This is a genomic window from Nocardia sp. NPDC088792, from assembly GCF_044750615.1.
Taxonomy (GTDB): Bacteria; Actinomycetota; Actinomycetes; order Mycobacteriales; family Mycobacteriaceae; genus Nocardia.
The window spans coordinates 719,388-739,155 of the sequence record NZ_JBIVKC010000001.1; the positions used below are offsets into that span (position 1 = coordinate 719,388).

A 19,768-nucleotide genomic window follows, 5' to 3' on the forward strand; every position below is an offset into this window, starting at 1 on the left:
CATGCACAGCGCGCCCCAAGCAACCTGAGCATTGTGCCAGATCGCCCCGGGCCGCTGTTAATCGACCCCTAAGTGCGAGTATTCGCTCGCGTGAGCGCCGCGGCGATGTCGGCGACCAGCGGTGGGTAGTCCGTGGTGCCGGTCACTACCTGTAGGAAGACCAGTTTGTCGGGAGCCTCTTCGGCCGCCCGCAGGCATTGTTTCAGCTCGCCGATCGTAGCGGCGCGCATGGTCAGGACCGAGTGGCGGTCGCCGCCGAAGGCGTGCGGAAGTTCCGGCCAGCGCCAGGGGGCGATGTCGTTGTAGGGGGCGGCAGGGCCATGGATGGCTCGTTCGATGGCGTAGCCGTTGTTGTCGACCAGGATGATCACGCCGGTGAGCCGTTCACGGATCCAGGTGCCGAGTTCTTGGATGGAGAGCTGGGCCGCGCCGTCGCCGATCACCAGGACCGCACGACGGTCGGGGCAGGCCAGACCCGCACCGAGGGCAGCCGGGAGGGCGTAGCCGATGGAACCCCACAACGGTTGCCCCAGGAAGGTGATGCCGGCGGGGAGGTGCAGGGTGGCCAGGCCGAAGAACGCCGAACCCTGATCTGCGACAACCACATTGTTATTGCCCAGAGCGTCGGCGACGAGCGGCCAGAGGGTGGCTTGAGTGAGGGCGAGGTCATCGATCAGGGGGTCAGCGGCGGCGCCACCGGCAGTAGTAGCGGCTGCCGCGGGAACCGGCGTGGGATCGGCGAATTCGCCTGCGATCTCGGTGAGGATCTCCAGCGCCGCGGTGAGGGAGAGCGGCGCGTAGGCGTCGATCCCGCCGATGACGGCCCGTTCCGGGCCGATATCGATGGTGCGGCGCGAGTCGATGCGCTGACTGAAGCCCGCGGTGATGCTGTCGGTGTACTGGACGCCGATCGTCACCAGGCGCTCGGCGTCCTCGATCGCGGCCCGGAGCGCGGGCGGGGAGGCAGCGCCCGCGTAGATGCCGAGGAAATTGGGGGCCGACTCGTCCACCACGGTCTTACCCCACGCCAGGGTGGCGTGCGGCAGCCGGCGGCTGTCGACGAGCGTGCGCAGCAGGTCGGTCGCGCCCACCCGGTTGACGAAGATGTCGGCGAGCACGGTCACCTGCTTGCCGGCGAGGAATTCGCGGGCATCCACTTCGAAGGCAGCGCGGGCGCCCGCGCTGCTGAAGTCGGGCGGCGGGGCGAGGGGCGTCGTCGGCGGGGACACTTCGACGCGTGCGGTGTCGGTGGCCAGCATGAGGTAGCCCGGACGCCGGTGTACGCGAACCGAATTCAGTACCCGGTCGATCTCCTGGCAGGCGTCCGCCGCGCCGAGGTCGGCCTGCGCGCAGGTGACTTCGGCCGCGATCCGCCGGAAGTGGTGGAAGTCGCCGTCGCCGAGGGTGTGGTGGATGACGCGGTGATTGGCCTGGATGTCCTTGGCGGGCACGCCGACGATGTGCACCACGGGCACGTGTTCGGCGTAGCTGCCCGCGATGGCATTGACGGCGCTGAGTTCGCCGACTCCGTAGGTGGTGACGACGGCGCCGATGCCGCGCAGCCTGGCATACCCGTCGGCGGAGTAGCCGGCGTTCAGCTCATTGGCGCTGCCGATCCAGCGGATGCCCTCGTGCGCCACGGTGTGGTCGAGGAATTCGAGGTTGAAATCGCCTGGTACACCGAATATTTCGGTGACGCCGAGTTCGTGGAGCCGATCGAGCAGATAGTCGCCGACAACGTAGCCCATGGGTCAACCCTGGCACGCCCGCCGTCAGTCAGCAACCTTTCGGCTACTAAACAGCAGGGGGTGTTCCGACGGCGGCGCGGGCGGCGCCGGGACGACCGTGCGCACCAGCTCGGCCTCGGCGGCCCGGCGGACGTGCGCCACATCGGGTTTACCGGCCACCAGGTCCTGCACGAAGATCTTGGCGCGGATCACCGGCCGCCGGTAGCGGCGCTCCCGGATGATCGCGCGGCGCATGAGCCCGCGGCGGTTCGCGTATCGCCAGCGCGCCCAGGGCGCGCCCGGACGGCTCAGGCGCAGCGCGCCGACCACCAGCAGCGGCAGGAAGAACATGCCGAACAGACCGGTCCAGATCTTCCCCTTGGCGATCACGATCGCCGCCAGCGTCAGATTCACCAGCGCGAACAGGATCGTGAAGACCCGCTCCGGGACATTCGGATCACTGCGGATGTCACGCACATTACTGATGTCCAGCAACCACAGCGGATGGAAACCCATCAGCAGCAACCCCGTCACCGCGACCGCCACGAACACGGCGTCCACCGAGGTACGGCCCTGCTCTTCCCAGTACACGTCGCGCAGGTAGTAGATGAGCGCGAACTCGTCGAGCACCAGCGCGGCGCCGACGCCGAACACCGCCGCGACGGCCGCGATCACTCCCACCGGGCTCTGATACAGCGTGACGAATCCCACACCGGAGGTCAGCACCAGGATCACGCCGAAGACCATGTGGTGAATGTGCACATCACCGGCGCGCAGATTGCCCGGCCACCAGCGCACCTGCTTCCGGATGAGCCGCACACTGATCCGGATCAGGATGAACCCGACGATGAAACCGAGCAGCAAGCACGCCAAAGGCAAACGACCGTGTCCGATCACGACGTCTTCCCACCATCGGCGTATATGCATGTCTCAGTCGTCTCCAGGTTCGCCCTGCGGTAACCAACTCCAGCCACGCTACCCACGCCAGTCCTCATCGAGCTCGACCCCGTCCAGCGCCATTGTGCGCCGCGACACCGTCAGCGGGATGAACCGCAGGCAGCGGGTCGGCTACCGGCAGGAATTCACGAGTAGGGTCGCGGGCACGAAGCAGCCTCTGCCATCGACCGAACGGAGTCCTCATGGCGGACGACATCGAGTTCGAGAGCGTCGCACCGGTAATCCCGGTGCTGGACCTGGACGCAGCACTGGAACGCTACCGGCGGCTCGGATTCGAGGCGCACGCCTACGAAGGCGACGCCCGCTACGGATTCGCCGAACGCGGCGCGGTCTCGCTACACCTCACCGAATGGGCCGAACACGACCCCCTCCGCTCCGGCGCCGCCGTCTACCTGTACGTCTCCGATGCCGATGCGGTGTACGAAGAATGGGCGCGCGCCGACCTCCCCGGCCGCCTCGTCGCCCCCGTCGACGCCGACTACGGCCTCCGCGAATTCGGCTACGTAGACCCCGACGGCACCCTGCACCGAGTCGGCTCCCCACTACCGAAATAGCCGCGGCGGCAGCCAATGACGCTGCGGTCGGCCGATGTTGCGACCTCGCACGACAGACCAGACGCCGCCACCGGCCCGAAACCGCCTACAGACGTCCGGTAATAACCCGTATCCCGGCGACTCGCAGTGTTGGACATGCGATCACCGGGAAATGGTTGCGGCATTTGGCGAGTAGCGGCCACCACCAGTTCCCTCTCGCGGTGAAGTGGGCGGGGGTGACGCGGATGTGAAGCCGGGCGGCTCGCGAGTTGGGCGGGCCGCCCGGCGGTTTCACGGGTGGATGGTCGGTGCGCTATGCGCGCCGGGATCTTTCTTTGTTCGAGCGATCGCTACTTGCCGAAACCGGCGCGGCGGAGCGCGTCGGCCATGGAACCGCTGGGGGCGGACTGGTTGCGGTTGCCCTGGTTGCGGTTGCCGCCCTGACCACCTTGGCCGCCTTGGCGATTGCCGCCCTGGCCACCTTGGCGGTTGGCGCCCTGGGCGCCCTGGCGCTGGCCGCCGCCCTGGCCACCCTGGCGCTGGCCGCCCTGGTTGCCGCGCGGGCGGCCTTCGCCGCGTTCGGGTTTGCCGGTGCCGGGCTCGTCGTCGAGACGGAGGGAGAGGCCGATGCGCTGGCGCGGGATGTCGACCTCGAGGACCTTGACCTTGACGACGTCGCCGGATTTCACGACTTCGCGCGGGTCCTTGACGAAGTTGTGGGACATGGCGGAGACGTGGACCAGGCCGTCCTGGTGGACGCCGATGTCGACGAAGGCGCCGAAGGCGGCGACATTGGTGACGACGCCTTCGAGGACCATGCCGGGCTGCAGGTCGGCGACTTTCTCGATGCCCGCGGCGAATTCGGCGGTCTTGAATTCGGGGCGCGGGTCACGGCCGGGCTTCTCGAGTTCGGCGATGATGTCGGTGACGGTGGGGACACCGAACTGTTCATCGGTGAAGTCCGCGGGACGCAGGGCGCGCAGGGCGGAGGTGTTGCCGATGATCTCCTTGATGCCCTTGCCGCTGGCGTCGAGGATGCGCCGCACCACGGGGTACGCCTCGGGGTGCACGCCGGAGGTGTCCAGCGGGTCGTCGCCCTCGCGGATGCGCAGGAAGCCGGCGCACTGCTCGAAGGCCTTGGGGCCCAGGCGCGGGACGTCCTTGAGGCCGGCGCGGCTGCGGAACGGGCCGTTGGCATCGCGGTGCGCCACAATGCTTTCCGCGATCGAATTGGAGATGCCCGAGACCCGCGACAGCAGCGGGACCGAGGCGATGTTGACATCGACGCCGACCGCGTTCACGGCGTCCTCGACAACCGCGCCCAGCGAGCGGGCCAGCAGGGTTTCGGAGACATCGTGCTGGTACTGGCCGACGCCGATGGACTTGGGGTCGATCTTCACCAGTTCGGCGAGCGGGTCCTGCAGGCGGCGGGCGATGGAGACCGCGCCGCGCAGCGACACGTCCATATCCGGCAGTTCGGCGGAGGCGTACGCGGAGGCCGAGTACACCGACGCGCCCGCCTCGGAGACCACGATCTTGGTGGGCTTCTTCTCCGGAATGCGTGAAATGAGCTCGGTGGCAAGCGCATCGGTTTCGCGGGAGGCGGTGCCGTTGCCGATGGCGATGAGGTCCACATTGAACCGGGCGACCAGTGCGGCCAGCACGGCGAGCGACTTCTCGGTCTGCCCCTGCGGCTTGTGCGGGTAGATGACCTCGGTGGCCACCGCCTTACCCGTCGCGTCCACGATCGCCACCTTCACACCGGTCCGGTAGCCCGGGTCCAGGCCCATGGTGGTGCGGGTACCGGCCGGCGCGGCCAGCAGCAGGTCGCGCAGGTTGGCCGCGAACACGTCGACGGCGTCGCGTTCGGCGGACTGCCGCAACCGCATTCGGGTATCGATGCCGAGGCTCACCTGCAGCTTGGTGCGCCACGCCCAGCGCACGGTGTCCAGCAGCCAGCCGTCGGCGGCGCGGCCCTGCTCGGCAATGCCGAACTTGATGGCGATGCGGCCCTCGTAGATCGAGCGCTGACCCTCTTCGGGCTCTTCGGTGTCGGGTTCGAGGTGCACGGTGAGCACCTCTTCCTTCTCACCGCGCAGCAGCGCCAGGATCCGGTGCGAGGGCAGCTTGCTGAACGGCTCGTTGAATTCGAAGTAGTCGGCGAACTTCGCGCCCGCCTCTTCCTTGCCGGCGCGCACCGTGGAGGTGACCTGGCCGCGCTCCCACATGAGTTCGCGCAGTTCACCGACCAGGTCGGCGTCCTCGGCGAAACGCTCGACCAGGATGGCGCGGGCGCCGTCCAGCTGTTCGGCGTCGTACTGGGCGGGATCGGTGGCAGGGTCGTTCAGCAGCGCGTCGGCCACGGGCTCGTGCCCGGCCTCGCGCGCGATCTGGGCCTTGGTGCGGCGCTTGGGCTTGAAGGGCAGGTAGATATCCTCGAGCCGGGCCTTGGTCTCGGCGAGCATGATCGAGGCGTGCAGCTCGGGCTCCAATTTGCCCTGGCCGCGAATGGATTCGATGATCGACGTCCGGCGCTCGTCGAGTTCCCGCAGGTAGTGCAGTCGCTCGTCGAGGGTACGTAGCTGCGCGTCGTCGAGCCCGCCGGTGACCTCCTTGCGGTAGCGGGCGATGAACGGCACGGTCGACCCGCCATCCAGGAGTTCGACGGCGGCACGCACCTGCCCCTCCCCCACGCTCAGCTCGTCGGCGATGCGCCGGCCGATGCTGGCAAGGCGGACGGTGCTCTCGGCACCAGTGGTCTCTGCGCTGACGGTTTCGGAGGCTGTCGTCACGCCCGCAGACACTACCGCCGCCCGGCGACACTCGTTGCAAGGCCCACGAACGATTCGGTCACCGTCGCCTGCCCGGCGAGCCGGGGCGGCCACCGCACGCCACCGATGGCAGGATCGCCTGGTGCCGATCCCGACTCCGGGCCAACACCTTCCGCGTCGCGGGCTCGCGACCGCCGCCCGCACCGTCCTCGCGACAACCGTGCTGGTCGGGGCGGTCGGATGCGGATCCCACGATTCGGCTTCCGCGGCCGGCGACACCAGCGTCCCGAATCTGAACCTCACCGCGGCGAAGACGCTGTCCCTCGAAGCGAACGAAACGTTCGGGATGCTGGCCGGCGGGGTGTACACCGTGGCCAACGGGGATGTCTTCGGCGTGGACAGCCATACCGGGCTGAAGCTTTGGTGGATCAAGTCGCCGGTCACCCCCGTGGACCCGGACAAGATCCAGGTGCTGGACTCCGGGCGCGTCCTCCTGGTCGGGTGGAAGGACAATCCGGGCCTGACCGCCTACGACTCGCAGACCGGGCTGCAGATGTGGAGCACACCGGCCGCGCAGTGGTTCGAGGCGGACGATTCCACCGGACAATTCGTGCACAGCGATCCGCGCACCGGCGAGCGGCGCTGGAGCGTCGACCCCGCCACCCTCGGGTGCGCGACACCGCTGGCGAAAGATCTTCCGGCACTGTTCGATACCGACGCCGTAGGCCTGACCGAGCGACCGAGCGCCCTCGACGACACCGAACGACCGGGGGTCGACGTGTTCCGGTGTGCCGCACCCGACGGCCACTTCGTCATCGGCGGCCTCGACCGTGCGACCGGCGCCACCGCCTGGCATCGCGAGGTACCGGAGAAAGGTAGTTTCCGGCGCGGCCCCGGGCAGAAGGCCATCGTGGTGTCCGGTGACACGATCGAAACCATCGACATGACCGACGGGCACTCCCTCGGCAGCCGGAAGACCAGCTCGGACAAGGAACTTCGCATTCCGCAGCCCGACGGATCGACGCTCGTCCTGGACAGTTCCACCCTGGCCGACGACAAGGAGATGCGGCTGCTCGAACCCGATGGCGGTACGCGCTGGACCGTTCCGCTCGATCCGAAGCAGGCGGCGATCCAACCGCTCATGACCAGCGGCGGCAATGCCATCCTCGCGGTGCTGACCCGGTCCTCGGACTACCAGGCCTGGCTGCTCGCCTATGACCCGCGCACCGGAAAACGCACCGTCGTGATCGGGCCCGGGCCGACGGCGGCAGGTGAGAAGCCCGCTCTCACCATGGATTTGGACATCACTCACATACAGGTGTACCCGGCGCCCTGGGGAGTGCTGGTCGCCGGACCGAACAACACCTACGCCACGATTCCGGCCGGTTCCTGATCCCGCGCGGAATCTAGTTTTCCGGCAGCAGGTCCGGTCGGCGCTCGGCGGTGCGTTCCAGCGACTGCTCGTGCCGCCAGGCCGCGATCTTGGCGTGGTTGCCGGACAACAGGATTTCGGGCACGTCGAGGCCACGCCAGGAGACCGGGCGGGTATACGACGGTCCTTCGAGTAGTCCGTCGGAGAACGAATCCTGTTCGTGGGATTGCTGATTGCCGAGGACGCCGGGGATCAGGCGGACGAACGCCTCGGTCATGACCAGTACGGCGGCCTCACCGCCGATGAGGACATAGTCGCCGATGCTGACCTCTTCGACGCGCACGCGCCGGGCGGCGTCGTCGAAGACGCGCTGATCGATGCCCTCGTAGCGGCCGCAGGCGAACACGATGTGCTGCTCGGCGGACCATCGTTGGGCGGTCGCCTGGGTGAACGGCACGCCCGCCGGGGTGGGCACCACCAGCAGGGCGTCGTCCGGGCACACCTCGTCGAGGGCGTCACCCCACACGGTCGGTTTCATGACCATGCCGGGGCCGCCCCCGTACGGGGTGTCGTCCACTGCTTTGTGCACGTCGTGCGTCCAGCGGCGCAGGTCGTGCACGTCGACCTCGAGCAGGCCCTTGTCGATGGCCTTGCCCAGCAAGGCCGTTCGGAGGGGCTCCAGGTATTCGGGGAAGATGGTGATTACGTCGATACGCATCGCGCTACTCCGGATCCAGCAGACCCTCGGGCGGATCGATGACGATGAGACCGTCGGCAAGGGACACCGTCGGCACCATGGCGTTCACGAAGGGCACCAGGAGTTCTCGGCCGGCGGGCGGGAACGCGTCCCCGGCCGTGATCGAAAGCAGTTCGCCCGCAGCGGAATGCAGGACTTCCCGCACCGTGCCCACGAGAGTGCCGTCGCCGAGTTCGACGCGCAGCCCCTCGAGTTCGTGATCGTAGTACTCGTCCGGATCCTCCGACGGCGGCAGATCCGCGGTATCGACGACGAACAGCATGCCGCGCAACGCATCCGCGGCCGTGCGGTCCTCGACGCCGTCCAGACGCAGCAGAAGCCGGCCCGAGTGCTCCCGGGCCGACTCCACTTCGAATTCCTGCGTCTGCTTCGCGCGCGGCAGCTTCCCCTTCAGGGTGCTGCCGGGCGCGAACCGCAGTTCCGGCTCGTCGGTGCGGACATCTACGACGAGTTCGCCGCGCACACCGTGCGACTTGGCGACCCGCCCGACGACGAGTTCCATCTATTGATCCGTGTCGACCACGTCGACGCGAATGCCCTTACCGCCGATCCCGGCGACCAGCGTGCGCAGCGCGGTCGCGGTACGACCACCGCGCCCGATCACCTTGCCCAGATCGTCCGGGTGCACATGCACCTCGACGGTCCGGCCACGACGGCTGGTGATCAGCTCGACGTGGACGTCGTCGGGATTGGCGACGATGCCGCGCACCAGGTGCTCGACGGCATCGGCGACAACGGCGGTCATTACTCGGCAGCCTCGGTGGTGGCCTCGGCCTCGGTGGCCTCGTCCTTCTTGGCGGCCTTCTTCTTCGGGGTGACGGCCTCGGCAACGGGCTCGTTGTCGGCGGCGGCCAGCGCGGCGTTGAACAGGTCCAGCTTGGTGGGCTTCGGAGCCTTCACCTTCAGGGTGCCCTCGGCGCCCGGCAGGCCCTTGAACTTCTGCCAGTCACCGGTGATCTCCAGCAGACGCTGCACCGGCTCGGTCGGCTGCGCGCCGACACCCAGCCAGTACTGGGCGCGCTCGGAATCGATCTGGATGAGCGAGGGCTCTTCCTTCGGGTGGTACAGGCCGATCGACTCGATCGCGCGGCCGTCACGACGGGTGCGGGCGTCGGCGACGACGATGCGGTACTGCGGGTTGCGGATCTTACCCATGCGGGTCAGCTTGATACGAACAGCCATGAGCTGTGCCTTCCTGATTTGGTCACGGTCGCAATTCGGCGACCCGCTCGCGGCGGGCCCGGTTTTGCGTCGAGTGCTGTGACCGCCGCGCGGTACGTAACCGGAGACGGGCTGACACTGTCCTCGGACGAGGACGGTCGTTCATTCTGCCAGAGCCCCTACCGCCGGATGAAATCGCCTCGATCCGGCGTCATCGGCGACGCAGGCAGACCGTGGAACCGGTGGTCACTCCCGGCGGATAGGTGAGCGACGCGCCGGCGCCGGCCGGGCACGAGTTGTCATCGGAATCATGCCGGTCGACGACCTGATAGACAGCCCTGGGGTCACCGCAGTCGACCCGGAAGGTGGCCGCGGCCGAGCTGCTGTTCCGATCGTTCTCGCCGATGCAGTCGCCGACCACCGCATAGTGCGAACTGTTCGGGTCGGCGGGGCCGGTGCAGAGCAGCAACACCAGATCGGTGTTCTGGTTGCTGGTCGTGAAAGAACCCGACGCGCCCATATCGTCCGGGCATTCGGGCCGGGCGGGCGTCCGATTCAGCACATGCACCGACAGCACTCGCTGATCGGCCTTCGCATCGGTGCACGGAATCGTCTTCGAGCTCTTCCCGTCCGCGCAGTCGCCGACCTTCGCATTGTGAATCGACAGCGGATCGGTGCTGACGGTGCAGACGACAACCGCCCGGCCGCCCAGGGAAGACTGCGCGAACGCCGAGCGGGCGGTCGGCTGGTCCTGGCAGGACTGCTGTGCCGGAACCTTGGTGTGTATCTCGATGGCCACCACCTTCTCGGGCTTCGGCGCGAATCCGCAGTCCACGCGGTTGATGATGTCGCCGGACTTCTGCACGTCGATGCAGTCACCGGGCTGCAACTGGCCGGGATCCGAGGTGTTGAAGCGGGTGGGTGCGAGACACAGCACCACCTTCGGCTTGCTGCCCGGGTCGGCGGGCGGGAATACGGCCTTCGTCGCCTCGGAGTACTTCACGCACGCCGTCGGGATCGGGTACACGACCTGCTCGCGAGCTGTGATCCGGTATTGCGCCTTATAGCTGTCGGCGCAGTCGTACTCGACCGGAACCGCGTCCACGGCGGCGGCATTGTCGAGGGAGACACACCCGCCGATCGGGAAGGCGAGCCGTTCGGGCTGCGTCGTCAAGGCGGCGACGAGCACCGCCGCACCACCGAGCACGATCACTACCGCGAGCACCACCAGCACCCACCAGCGCCGCGCCCAGGACTGCCGCGGCTCTGGTGGCAGCACGGGTTCGCTCGGCTGCGCCGGGTCGGGCGGCGCGGCCGGGAGGGGAGGGTCGGATCGATTGTCGTGCAAGGTGTCCCCCACCGTTCGATGACCGAAATGTCCGCTATTACGGAGGACGTGATCGTAATCGCAGCGAAAGACGGTCCCGCGGAGACGGATTCACCTACCGATTCGCGGTCACCGGGTCCCGGCGGTCGTAGACGCGGCCGCGCAGCACTACCCACGCGGGCGACGCTACGACGGCGAGATTCTGGCGCGGATCTTCCTGGTACACCACGAAATCCGCGGGGGCGCCCGGTTCGATGCCGGGGTGGCCGAGCCAGGCTCGGGCGTTCCAGGCGGAGGCGCCGAGGGCGTCGTGGGCGGAGAAGCCGGCACCGGACAGGGCCATGATCTCGTCGGCGATCAGGCCGTGGCGGATGGAGCCGCCGGCGTCGGTGCCGGTGTAGATGGGGACGCCTGCCTCGTGGGCCTTGGCCACGGTGTCGCGGGAGCGGCGGTGCAGGTCGCGCATGTGGGCGGCGTAGGCGGGGAATTTGGTTGCGCTGTCGGCTATTCCGGGGAAGGTGTCGATGTTGATGAGGGTGGGGACCAGGGCGATCTGGTTGCGCGCCATCAGGTCGATGGTGTCGTCGGTGAGGCCGGTGCCGTGTTCTATGCAGTCGATGCCGGCTTCGAGGAGGCCGGGGAGGGCGTCCTCGCCGAAGACGTGGGCCGTGACGCGGGCGCCCTCGCGGTGGGCGGCGCCTATTGCTTCCTTGAGGATCGCGTCGGACCAGAGGGGGGCGAGATCGCCTACGGCGCGGTCGATCCAGTCGCCGACGATCTTGACCCAGCCGTCGCCGCGGCGGGCCTGCTCGGCGACGATGTCGGGGAGGTCGCGTTCGTCGTCGAGGTCGATGCCGAGTTCGCGGATGTAGCGTTTGGGGCGGGCGATGTGGCGGCCCGCGCGGATGATGCGGGGCAGGTCCTCGCGGTCGTCGAGGAAGCGGGTGTCGATGGGGGAACCGGCGTCGCGCAGCAGCAGGGCGCCCGCATCCCGTTCGACCTCGGCCTGGGCGACGGCGCCGTCGGAATCCTCGTGGCCGCCACCGTATTTGATGCCGACGTGGCAGTGCGCGTCGACCAGGCCGGGGACGATCCAGCCGGCGGCATGCACGGTGTCGGCGTCCGCGATCGGCGCGAAGGACACCAGGCCGTCGTGCACCCACAGATCACGGACGTCCTCGCCGGGCAGCACCACCCCGCGGAAGTGCAGACGCATACCGCCTCCTCGCCTCGCAGGCTCTGTCTCGCTACAGAACAAGCTACTCGGCGGGCCCGACGGCCTACTCGTCGAGCACGGTCACGTCGGTGCGGGCGTGGCAGACCTGCCGGATCACCCGCAGCCCTTCGGCGATGACCGGATGCTCCCGAGCGCCGCGGCGCACCACGGTGAGATGGCGGCGGATCGGGACCGTGTCACCGTGCAACGGCAACCGGACCACCGCCATCCCCGGCGGGATCAACGCCAGCCGCGAGATCAGGCTGACCCCGAAACCGTTCGCCACCATGGCCGCGACACCGTTGAAATGCACTGTCCGGCCGACGATCCGGGGCGTGAACCCGGCGGCCGCGCAGGCGGACGACACCACCAGATGGTGAGTGATCCACTCCCGCCCCGAAATCCACGGATCCGCGGCCACCTCGGCCAGTTCGACGCTCTCGCGCCCGGCCAGCCGATGCCCTGCGGGCACCAGCAGATCCATCGGTTCTTCGAGCAATACCCGCTGGTCGAAGCGCGAATCATCGGGTGCGGGCGTGCCGGGCGCGGGCAGCACGAACGCGATATCGGTGTCCCCGGCCAGCAGCAGATCGAAGCAGTGAACGGACTCGTCCTCGACGAGTTCGATCGCCAACCCCGGATTGGCATCCCGCAGCCGCGCGGCGGCCGGGGCAACCAGGGCGGTGAACGCCGTCGGCATGGCGCTGATGCGCAGCACCCCCGCAATACCTGTCCGGTGCGCGGCCAATTCCGCGCGCGCCCGCTCGGATTGGGCCGCCAGCAGATCCGCATGCCGCAACAGCGCATGCGCCGCAGCCGTCAATTGCACCCGCCGCCCGACCTGTTCGAGCAGTTCCACCCCGAGTTCCCGCGCCAGCCCCCGCAATTGCTGCGACACGGTGGACGGCGTGAGGTGCAGCGCGGCCGCCGTCGCGGTGACGGTCCCGTGCTGGCGCAGCACCCGCAATGTCTGCAGCCGCGGATCAATCATGTGACATTTCCGAACGTTTCGATGCGGAACTATGCGATGGACCCAACCCTACGCCGCAGCGAAAACTGACCACATGACCGGATCAGACGCCCAGCACCGAAACATCGACCATTCGACGACCGCACAGGAATCGGAGCCCGCGTCGTGCCCCCGGTGCGGTTGGCCGATGGACCGGCCCTTCCGCGTCTTGTCCCGGCATGTCACCTCGGAGGGACTGGTGACCTACACCCGGTGCGCCTGCGGAGCACACCGGGTCCGCCTGGCGCCCAATGCCTTTCGGTGATGTCCCGGCGCCGCCCGGTCGGCCCGGTGCGGCGACGAGGTCGGGGAATCCGGGTCCAGGGCGACTTCCGGGAGGCCGCGGAACTGTTCGGGCAGTTGGTCGGGGATGAGGTCGCGCAAGTCCGGTGGCCTGTCCGGCCCGGCATGAACGACGAACGCCCGGCCGGGAGATCCGGCCGGGCGTTCGTTGTGCTGTTCGCTACTTCTTCGGGAAGTTGAACTGGGAGAGGTCGATTCCCTCGAGGCCCGGGGGGAGTTCGTTGAGGCCGGCGGGGAGGTTGGAGATGTCGGGCATGCCGGCGGGCATACCGCCGGGGAGGCCGGGCATGCCGGGGAAGCCGCCGCGCACCTTGGGCGGGGTGGGGCCGCGGCCGCCCTTCTTGCCTTTCTTGCCCTTCTTGGTGTTCTTGCTGCCGCCGCGGGCGCCGGGGAAGCCCATTTGGCGGCTCATGGCGCCCATCATCTTCTTGGCTTCGAAGAAGCGGTCGACCAGTTGGTTGACGTCGGTGACGGTGACGCCGGAGCCATTGGCGATGCGCAGGCGGCGGGAGGCGTTGATGATCTTCGGGTTTGCGCGTTCCGCAGGGGTCATGCCGCGAATGATGGCCTGCACGCGGTCGAGCTGCTTGTCGTCGACCTGGGCGAGGACGTCCTTCATCTGGCCGGCGCCGGGGAGCATGCCGAGCAGATTGCCGATCGGGCCCATCTTGCGGATGGCCAGCATCTGGTCGAGGAAGTCCTCGAGGGTCAGCTCGCCGGAGCCGATCTTGCGGGCGGCCTCCTCGGCCTGCTGCGCGTCGTAGACCTGTTCGGCCTGCTCGATCAGGGTGAGCAGGTCGCCCATGCCGAGGATGCGGCTGGCCATGCGGTCCGGGTGGAAGACGTCGAAGTCCTCGAGCTTCTCACCGGTGGACGCGAAAAGGATGGGCTGGCCGGTGATCTCACGCACCGACAGCGCGGCGCCACCGCGGGCGTCGCCGTCCAGCTTGGTGAGCACGACACCGGTGAAGCCGACACCGTCACGGAAGGCCTCGGCGGTGGAGACCGCGTCCTGGCCGATCATGCCGTCGAGGACGAACAGGATCTCGTCCGGGTTCACGGCATCGCGGATGCCCGCGGCCTGCGACATGAGCTCGGAGTCGATACCGAGGCGGCCCGCGGTGTCGACGATGACGATGTCGTACTGCTTCTGCTTCGCCTCTTCGATACCGGCGCGCGCGACATCGACCGGGTCGGAAGCCGAGACGCCGAGCGGATTCTCGCCACCACCGATGGAAGTGCCGGGGTGCGGCGCGAATACGGGCACGCCCGCACGCTCACCGACCACCTGCAGCTGCGTGACCGCGCCGGGGCGCTGCAGGTCACACGCGACGAGCAGCGGCGTATGCCCCTGGGATTTCAGCCATTTGGCGAGCTTGCCCGCGAGGGTGGTCTTACCGGCACCCTGCAGACCCGCGAGCATGATGACGGTCGGCGGGTTCTTGGCGTACTGCAGGCGCCGGGTCTCGCCGCCGAGGATGGCGATGAGCTCCTCGTTGACGACCTTGACGACCTGCTGGGCCGGGTTCAGCGCCGCGGAGACCTCGGCGGCCTTGGCGCGTTCCTTGACCTTGGCGATGAAGGTGCGTACGACGGGGAGGGCGACGTCCGCTTCGAGTAGGGCGAGCCGGATCTCACGCGCGGTCGCGTCGATATCGGCCGGTGACAGCCGCCCCTTGCCGCGCAGATCCTTGAGGGCACCGGTCAACCGGTCGGAAAGGGATTCGAACACCGATCGCGCTCCTGGATTCTCGAGGGACTGTCACTCGTCATACCAGGGTAGTGGGACCGGAGCAGTGCTGTTGTACCGGCTGCTACTCGAGGTCGCGCGGGCGGGGCGCGATCGGTGCGATGCGGCGTAGGTCGTGCTTCTCGCTGGCCACCATGAACACCGCCTCGCGGGCGGTCAGGCCCAGTTCCAGGGCGAGTCCGTCGACCATCGCCCATTCGGCGGGCGTGGGTTCGTGTTCGGCCACCGTGGAGGCGATGGTCATGGCGGTCACAGCTTGCTGCCCGGTGAGGGTGCGGCCGGGCAGCCAGGAAACGACCCAGCGGTCGCCGCCGACGCAGCGGGCGATGTGCGAGGTCATATCGCTCGTCATCATCGACGCCGAAACAACTTCAATTGCCACCGACCTGCTCCCCTCATGCTTGCGACAGCTTGGGCCGAAAGCGATATTAGGGTGTGATGCCGGTCACTTGATCGGTATTTCAGCAAATTGCTCGCAACGATCTAATTAACTGGCAAACACGAGGTTTGCCAGTTAATCCCACAGCCTGGCGATCGGTCAGAAAACAGAGGTAGATCCGTTTTCTGTGTCCGCTTCGGACGTTTTCTTCGGTTGCTGTGGCGGCACCACCGACAGCACCGCCTCCTCGATTTCCGCCCGTCGCTGCGGCGTGTCGGAGGCCCCCAGATCCAGGCAGAAGGTGTCGATCACCACCGAACCCATGGTCACCACCTTCGACCACGACACATTCACGCCCGCATCCGCCAGCGCCGCCGCCAGCCGGCTCAGTAATCCGATCCGATCCTCGGCCCGCAATTCCAGCAGAATCCGGCCCGGTTCCGCCGTCTCGATCCAGAAAACCCGCGGCTGCGCCTGCGCATACGGGCTGCGCTGGGTACCGCCCGCCTCCCGTTCCTTACGCGCCAGCACCGTCCCCAGATCCAGCTCGCCATTGATGGCCCGGATCAATTCCTGGCGCAGCAGACCCGGGTCCGGCGGATCACCGAACCGCGGCGCCACCACGAAGGTGTCGATGGCCGATTCACCCACACTCGTCAGATTCGCCGACAGCACCCGCAGCGAATGCAGGGCCAGCACGCCCGCCGCATCGGAGAGCAGCCCCGGAGTATCGGGCGCGACCACGGTCACCACATGGTGGTAGCGGCCCTCCCCCGGCTCCAGATCCACGTGCACGCCACCGGCTTCCGCCCGCCGGCGCAACTCCGCCGGAATGGACTCGGGCGCGGGCAGCTCCTCACCCGCCATGGCCATCCGGCAGCGGCGCACCAGATCGCCGATGAGCGAAGCCTTCCAGTCGTTCCACACCCCGGGCCCGGTCGCCAGCGCGTCCGCTTCGGCCAGGGCGTGCAGCAATTCGAGCAGCTGCGGATCCCCGTCGAGCAGCTTCACGACCATGTTCACCGTCTCCGGATCGCTCAGGTCGCGGCGGGTCGCGGTATCGGGCAGCAGCAGATGATGCCGGACCATGGCCGACACCGTCAGCACATCGGCGGGCCACAAGCCCAGCCGTTTGCCGATGGAGACGGCCAGCTCGGCGCCGACCAGACTGTGATCCTCCGTGCGGCCCTTGCCGATATCGTGCAGCAGGGTGCCGATCAGCAGCAGATCCGGGCGGGCGACGCGGGTCGACAGCGCACCCGCCTGCGCGACCGCCTCGGTGAGATGCCGGTCCACGGTCCAGGTGTGGATGGCGTCGCGCGGCGGAAGGTCGCGCACCACACCCCATTCCGGAAACAGCCTGCCCCACAGGCCCGTCCGGTCCAGGGCCTCGATGGCGTCGACGGTGCCGCGGCCCGCGCCCAGCAGCACCAGCAGATCGTTGAGCGCCTCCTTGGGCCACGGCTCGCGCAGCTCGGGCGCGTCCTCGCCGAGGCGGTTCAATGTCGTTGCGGACATGGGCAATCCGGTCTGCGCGGAGGCGGCGGCCACGCGCAGGATCAGACCGGGATCGCGCTGCGGGCGGGCATCGCGGGCCAGCACCACTTCACCGGCGTGCTCGACCACCCCCTCATCGAGTGGTCGCCGCACCGGGACGCGGCGCAGGCGCGCGAGGCCGCGCCGCGGCAGCGCGTTACCCGCGGTCCGCAGCCCGACATCGGTCGAATAGCTGACGGTGCGGGCGGCATCGCTCAGGGTGCGGGCGAGGTCGAAGCGGTCCCCGATGCGCAGGGCCGCGCCGATCTCGTCGGCGTCCTGGGCGCGCAACTGATCTCGTGCCCGGCCCGCTACCCGATGTAGTTCGGTGCGCACGTCCAGCAGGCGGCGATGCGCCTGTTTCAGCCCGCCGCCGGGCACCTCCGGACCGAGCCCCGGCATGGCGTCGGTCAGTTGTGCGATGGCGAGGGCGTCCAGCAGCTGGATGTCGCGCAGGCCGCCGCGCCCGTTCTTGAGATCGGGTTCGGCGCGGTGCGCGATCTCTCCGCTGCGCCGCCAGCGGGTTTCGGTCTGGGCGATGAGTTCCTCGAAGCGCGAACGGATTCCGGCCCGCCAGTCCCGGCGCACCCCGCTGATCAGCAGCGTGCTCAGGCCTTCGTCACCGACGATGTGCCGGGCGTCGAGCAGGCCCAGCGCGGCGGTGAGGTCGTCGGCGGCGACCCGAAGCGCTTGCGGGACAGTGCGAACGCTGTGGTCGAGCTTGATGTGCGCATCCCAGAGCGGGTACCAGAGCTGATCGGCGACCTCGGCGACCCGTTGCGGGTCGACGTCGTCGTAGAGCAGCACCAGATCCAGATCCGAGTACGGCAGCATCTCGCGCCGGCCCAGGCCGCCCACCGCGACGATGGCGAGTCCGCTGTCGGCGGTGATGCCGACCTCGTGGCCCTTGGTGGTCAGCCACAGTTCGAACAGGTCGACCATGGCCTGTCGCAGGGCTTCCGGGTCGAGGCGCGCATTGCGCCCGTTCCCTTCGGGTCCGCCGGCCTCGATGAGCAATTGGTCGCGAGCCCGGACCAGATCCGATGCCCCACTGGAGACTTTCTCACCGTTCGCGGAGACTTTCTCGCCGTTGGCGATCCTGTCGTCGCGTGCCTGGAAACCCACAACCCACCACCCTCAATTCAGTTCATCGCCTGCACGGGGGCGGCCCCGGCATTCCCGCCGGTTCGACACCGACGGGAGGCCGGGGCCGCCACTGGATCCGTCTTCTATTTACAGCGCATCGGAACCGCGTTCGCCGGTGCGGACGCGAATGATCGCGTCCACCGGGGTGACCCAGACCTTGCCGTCACCGATCTTTCCGGTGCGGGCGGCCTCGACGATCACCTCGACTACCTTTTCGACGGAGGCGTCATCCACGACCACCTCGACGCGGACCTTGGGTACGAAGTCGACCGAGTACTCGGCACCGCGGTAGACCTCGGTGTGGCCCTTCTGGCGACCGTAGCCCTGGACTTCGCTGACGGTCATGCCCAGCACGCCCGCCTGCTCCAGCCCGGTCTTGACGTCCTCGAGCGTGAACGGTTTGACGATCGCAGTGATCAGTTTCATTTTCGTCATGCCTCCTTGACGGCGGCGGTACGCGCCGTACCACCCACAGCAGCGAAATCGTATGCCGTTTCAGCATGCTCCGACTCGTCCATGCCCTCGACCTCTTCCTCTTCGGAAGCACGCAGGCCGATCGTGTACTTGATCGCGAGGGCGATGATGAGGGTCGCGATGAACGAGTAGGCGAGCACCACACCCGCACCCACGGCCTGACGCCACAGCTGATCGACACCGCCACCGTAGAACAGGCCCTTGACTCCGGCCGGCGCCTGCGAGGTGGCCACCAGGCCGACCATCAGGGTGCCGATGATGCCGCCGACCATGTGCACGCCGACCACGTCGAGCGAGTCGTCGAAGCCGAACTTGTACTTCAGGCCGACCGCGAGCGCGCAGACGATACCGGCGATCGCGCCGACGGCCAGCGCGCCGAGCACGTTCACCGAGGAGCAGGACGGCGTGATGGCGACCAGGCCCGCGACCAGACCGGACGCGGCGCCCAGCGAGGTGGCGTGACCGTCACGCAGCTTCTCCACGAGCAGCCAGCCGAGCATGGCGGCACAGGTGGCGAAGGTGGTGGTCAGGAAGGTGGAGCCGGCGGAGTTGTTGGAGGACAGCGCAGAACCGGCGTTGAATCCGAACCAGCCGAACCACAGGAGGCCGGCGCCGAGCATGACGAACGGGAGGTTGTGCGGCCGCATCGGGGTCTTCGGCCAGCCCTTGCGCTTACCGAGCACCAGACAGAGGGCGAGACCCGCGGCACCGGCGTTGATGTGCACCGCGGTACCACCCGCGAAGTCGACCACGTGCAGCTTGTTCAGGATCCAGCCGCCCTCGTGCACGATGTTGCCGTTGGCGTCGGTGGCGTTGCTGTCGAAGACCCAGTGCGCGACCGGGAAGTAGACGATGGTGGACCACACCGCGGCGAACAGCGCCCAGGCACCGAACTTGAGGCGATCGGCGACCGCGCCCGAGATCAGGGCGACGGTGATGATCGCGAACATGAGCTGGAAGGCGACGAACACGGTCATCGGGATGTGCGTGTTGCCGGCGAGCGGGATGTCGACTTCGGCCGCGGACGCGGTCTTGGCCGCCGCGTCAGGGCCGATCATGCCCTTGAGTCCGAAGAATTGTGTGGGATCGCCGATCAGTCCGAATTTGTTGTTGGCGAATGAAACCGAGAATCCGTAGATAGCCCAGAGCACGCCTACGATGCCCATGGCACTGACGCTCATCATGATCATGTTGAGCACGTGCTTGCTACGGACCATGCCACCGTAGAAGAACGCCAGTCCAGGGGTCATCAGCAGAACGAGCGCGGAACTCGCCAGCATCCATGCGGTGTCACCGGTGTCCGGCAAGCCGGTCAAGGGGTACGGCACCTTTTGTCCTCCTCATCATCTG

At 68.1% G+C, this 19,768-nt stretch carries 17 protein-coding genes; 2 read left to right on the plus strand and 15 right to left on the minus strand.

The genetic code is table 11. From position 1 onward, the window contains the following. Positions 1 to 68: 68 nt before the first annotated feature. Together ACIP5Y_RS03520 and ACIP5Y_RS03525 are read right to left on the minus strand one after the other, a co-directional pair. Entirely contained in the window at positions 69 to 1,748 is a 1,680-nt protein-coding gene (locus tag ACIP5Y_RS03520; protein WP_400347211.1) for an alpha-keto acid decarboxylase family protein, read from the minus strand. A 24-nt stretch (positions 1,749 to 1,772) separates the two neighbouring features. After that, complete coding sequence (locus ACIP5Y_RS03525) at positions 1,773 to 2,648, minus strand: hypothetical protein (RefSeq protein ID WP_400349102.1); 876 nt, start codon at positions 2,646 to 2,648, stop codon at positions 1,773 to 1,775. Positions 2,649 to 2,878: 230 nt separating this feature from the next. Between ACIP5Y_RS03525 and ACIP5Y_RS03530 the strand changes: the two genes are divergently transcribed. Continuing rightward, positions 2,879 to 3,238, plus strand: a complete 360-nt coding sequence (locus ACIP5Y_RS03530; protein ID WP_400349104.1) for a bleomycin resistance protein — start codon at positions 2,879 to 2,881, stop codon at positions 3,236 to 3,238. A gap of 329 nt (positions 3,239 to 3,567) precedes the next feature. On the opposite strand, the gene ACIP5Y_RS03535 is transcribed toward ACIP5Y_RS03530, so the two are convergent. Next, entirely contained in the window at positions 3,568 to 5,940 is a 2,373-nt protein-coding gene (locus ACIP5Y_RS03535; protein WP_400349106.1) for a Tex family protein, read from the minus strand. Positions 5,941 to 6,130: 190 nt separating this feature from the next. On the opposite strand from ACIP5Y_RS03535, the gene ACIP5Y_RS03540 reads away from it, so the two are divergent. Further along, entirely contained in the window at positions 6,131 to 7,381 is a 1,251-nt protein-coding gene (locus ACIP5Y_RS03540; RefSeq protein ID WP_400347213.1) for a PQQ-binding-like beta-propeller repeat protein, read from the plus strand. Positions 7,382 to 7,394: 13 nt separating this feature from the next. Here the strand turns inward: ACIP5Y_RS03540 and trmD are convergent, their stop codons facing one another. The 12 genes from trmD to ACIP5Y_RS03600 all read right to left on the minus strand — a co-directional run bounded on the left by trmD (position 7,395) and on the right by ACIP5Y_RS03600 (position 19,698). Further along, positions 7,395 to 8,078 carry a tRNA (guanosine(37)-N1)-methyltransferase TrmD gene (gene trmD / locus ACIP5Y_RS03545; protein ID WP_400347214.1) on the minus strand — a complete coding sequence of 228 codons (684 nt, stop codon included), beginning with the start codon at positions 8,076 to 8,078 and terminating at the stop codon, positions 7,395 to 7,397. Positions 8,079 to 8,082: 4 nt separating this feature from the next. Further along, entirely contained in the window at positions 8,083 to 8,619 is a 537-nt protein-coding gene (rimM, locus tag ACIP5Y_RS03550) for a ribosome maturation factor RimM (RefSeq protein WP_400347215.1), read from the minus strand. After that, on the minus strand, positions 8,620 to 8,862 hold the full coding sequence (locus tag ACIP5Y_RS03555; protein ID WP_067574801.1) for an RNA-binding protein: 243 nt from the start codon (positions 8,860 to 8,862) through the stop codon (positions 8,620 to 8,622). Beyond that, positions 8,862 to 9,299, minus strand: coding sequence for a 30S ribosomal protein S16 (rpsP, locus tag ACIP5Y_RS03560; RefSeq protein ID WP_400347217.1), 438 nt, complete (start codon positions 9,297 to 9,299; stop codon positions 8,862 to 8,864). Before rpsP ends, ACIP5Y_RS03555 begins: the two co-directional genes overlap by 1 nt. Positions 9,300 to 9,489: 190 nt before the next feature. Beyond that, complete coding sequence (locus tag ACIP5Y_RS03565) at positions 9,490 to 10,626, minus strand: hypothetical protein (protein ID WP_400347219.1); 1,137 nt, start codon at positions 10,624 to 10,626, stop codon at positions 9,490 to 9,492. Positions 10,627 to 10,720: 94 nt separating this feature from the next. Next, positions 10,721 to 11,821 (minus strand): amidohydrolase family protein, encoded by a 1,101-nt coding sequence (locus ACIP5Y_RS03570; RefSeq protein ID WP_400347221.1) that lies wholly within the window; start codon positions 11,819 to 11,821, stop codon positions 10,721 to 10,723. A 64-nt stretch (positions 11,822 to 11,885) separates the two neighbouring features. Continuing rightward, positions 11,886 to 12,812 (minus strand): LysR family transcriptional regulator, encoded by a 927-nt coding sequence (locus ACIP5Y_RS03575; RefSeq protein WP_400347223.1) that lies wholly within the window; start codon positions 12,810 to 12,812, stop codon positions 11,886 to 11,888. 481 nt (positions 12,813 to 13,293) lie between these two features. Beyond that, a complete protein-coding gene (gene ffh, locus ACIP5Y_RS03580) occupies positions 13,294 to 14,865 on the minus strand; it encodes a signal recognition particle protein (protein ID WP_400347225.1) in 1,572 nt (523 codons plus the stop codon). 82 nt (positions 14,866 to 14,947) lie between these two features. Beyond that, positions 14,948 to 15,265 (minus strand): hypothetical protein, encoded by a 318-nt coding sequence (locus ACIP5Y_RS03585; RefSeq protein ID WP_400347226.1) that lies wholly within the window; start codon positions 15,263 to 15,265, stop codon positions 14,948 to 14,950. Positions 15,266 to 15,421: 156 nt separating this feature from the next. Next, on the minus strand, positions 15,422 to 17,896 hold the full coding sequence (locus ACIP5Y_RS03590; RefSeq protein WP_400349107.1) for a [protein-PII] uridylyltransferase: 2,475 nt from the start codon (positions 17,894 to 17,896) through the stop codon (positions 15,422 to 15,424). A gap of 135 nt (positions 17,897 to 18,031) precedes the next feature. Further along, entirely contained in the window at positions 18,032 to 18,370 is a 339-nt protein-coding gene (locus tag ACIP5Y_RS03595) for a P-II family nitrogen regulator (RefSeq protein WP_040811017.1), read from the minus strand. A 5-nt stretch (positions 18,371 to 18,375) separates the two neighbouring features. After that, positions 18,376 to 19,698 carry an ammonium transporter gene (locus ACIP5Y_RS03600; RefSeq protein ID WP_400349109.1) on the minus strand — a complete coding sequence of 441 codons (1,323 nt, stop codon included), beginning with the start codon at positions 19,696 to 19,698 and terminating at the stop codon, positions 18,376 to 18,378. Positions 19,699 to 19,768: the final 70 nt, after the last annotated feature.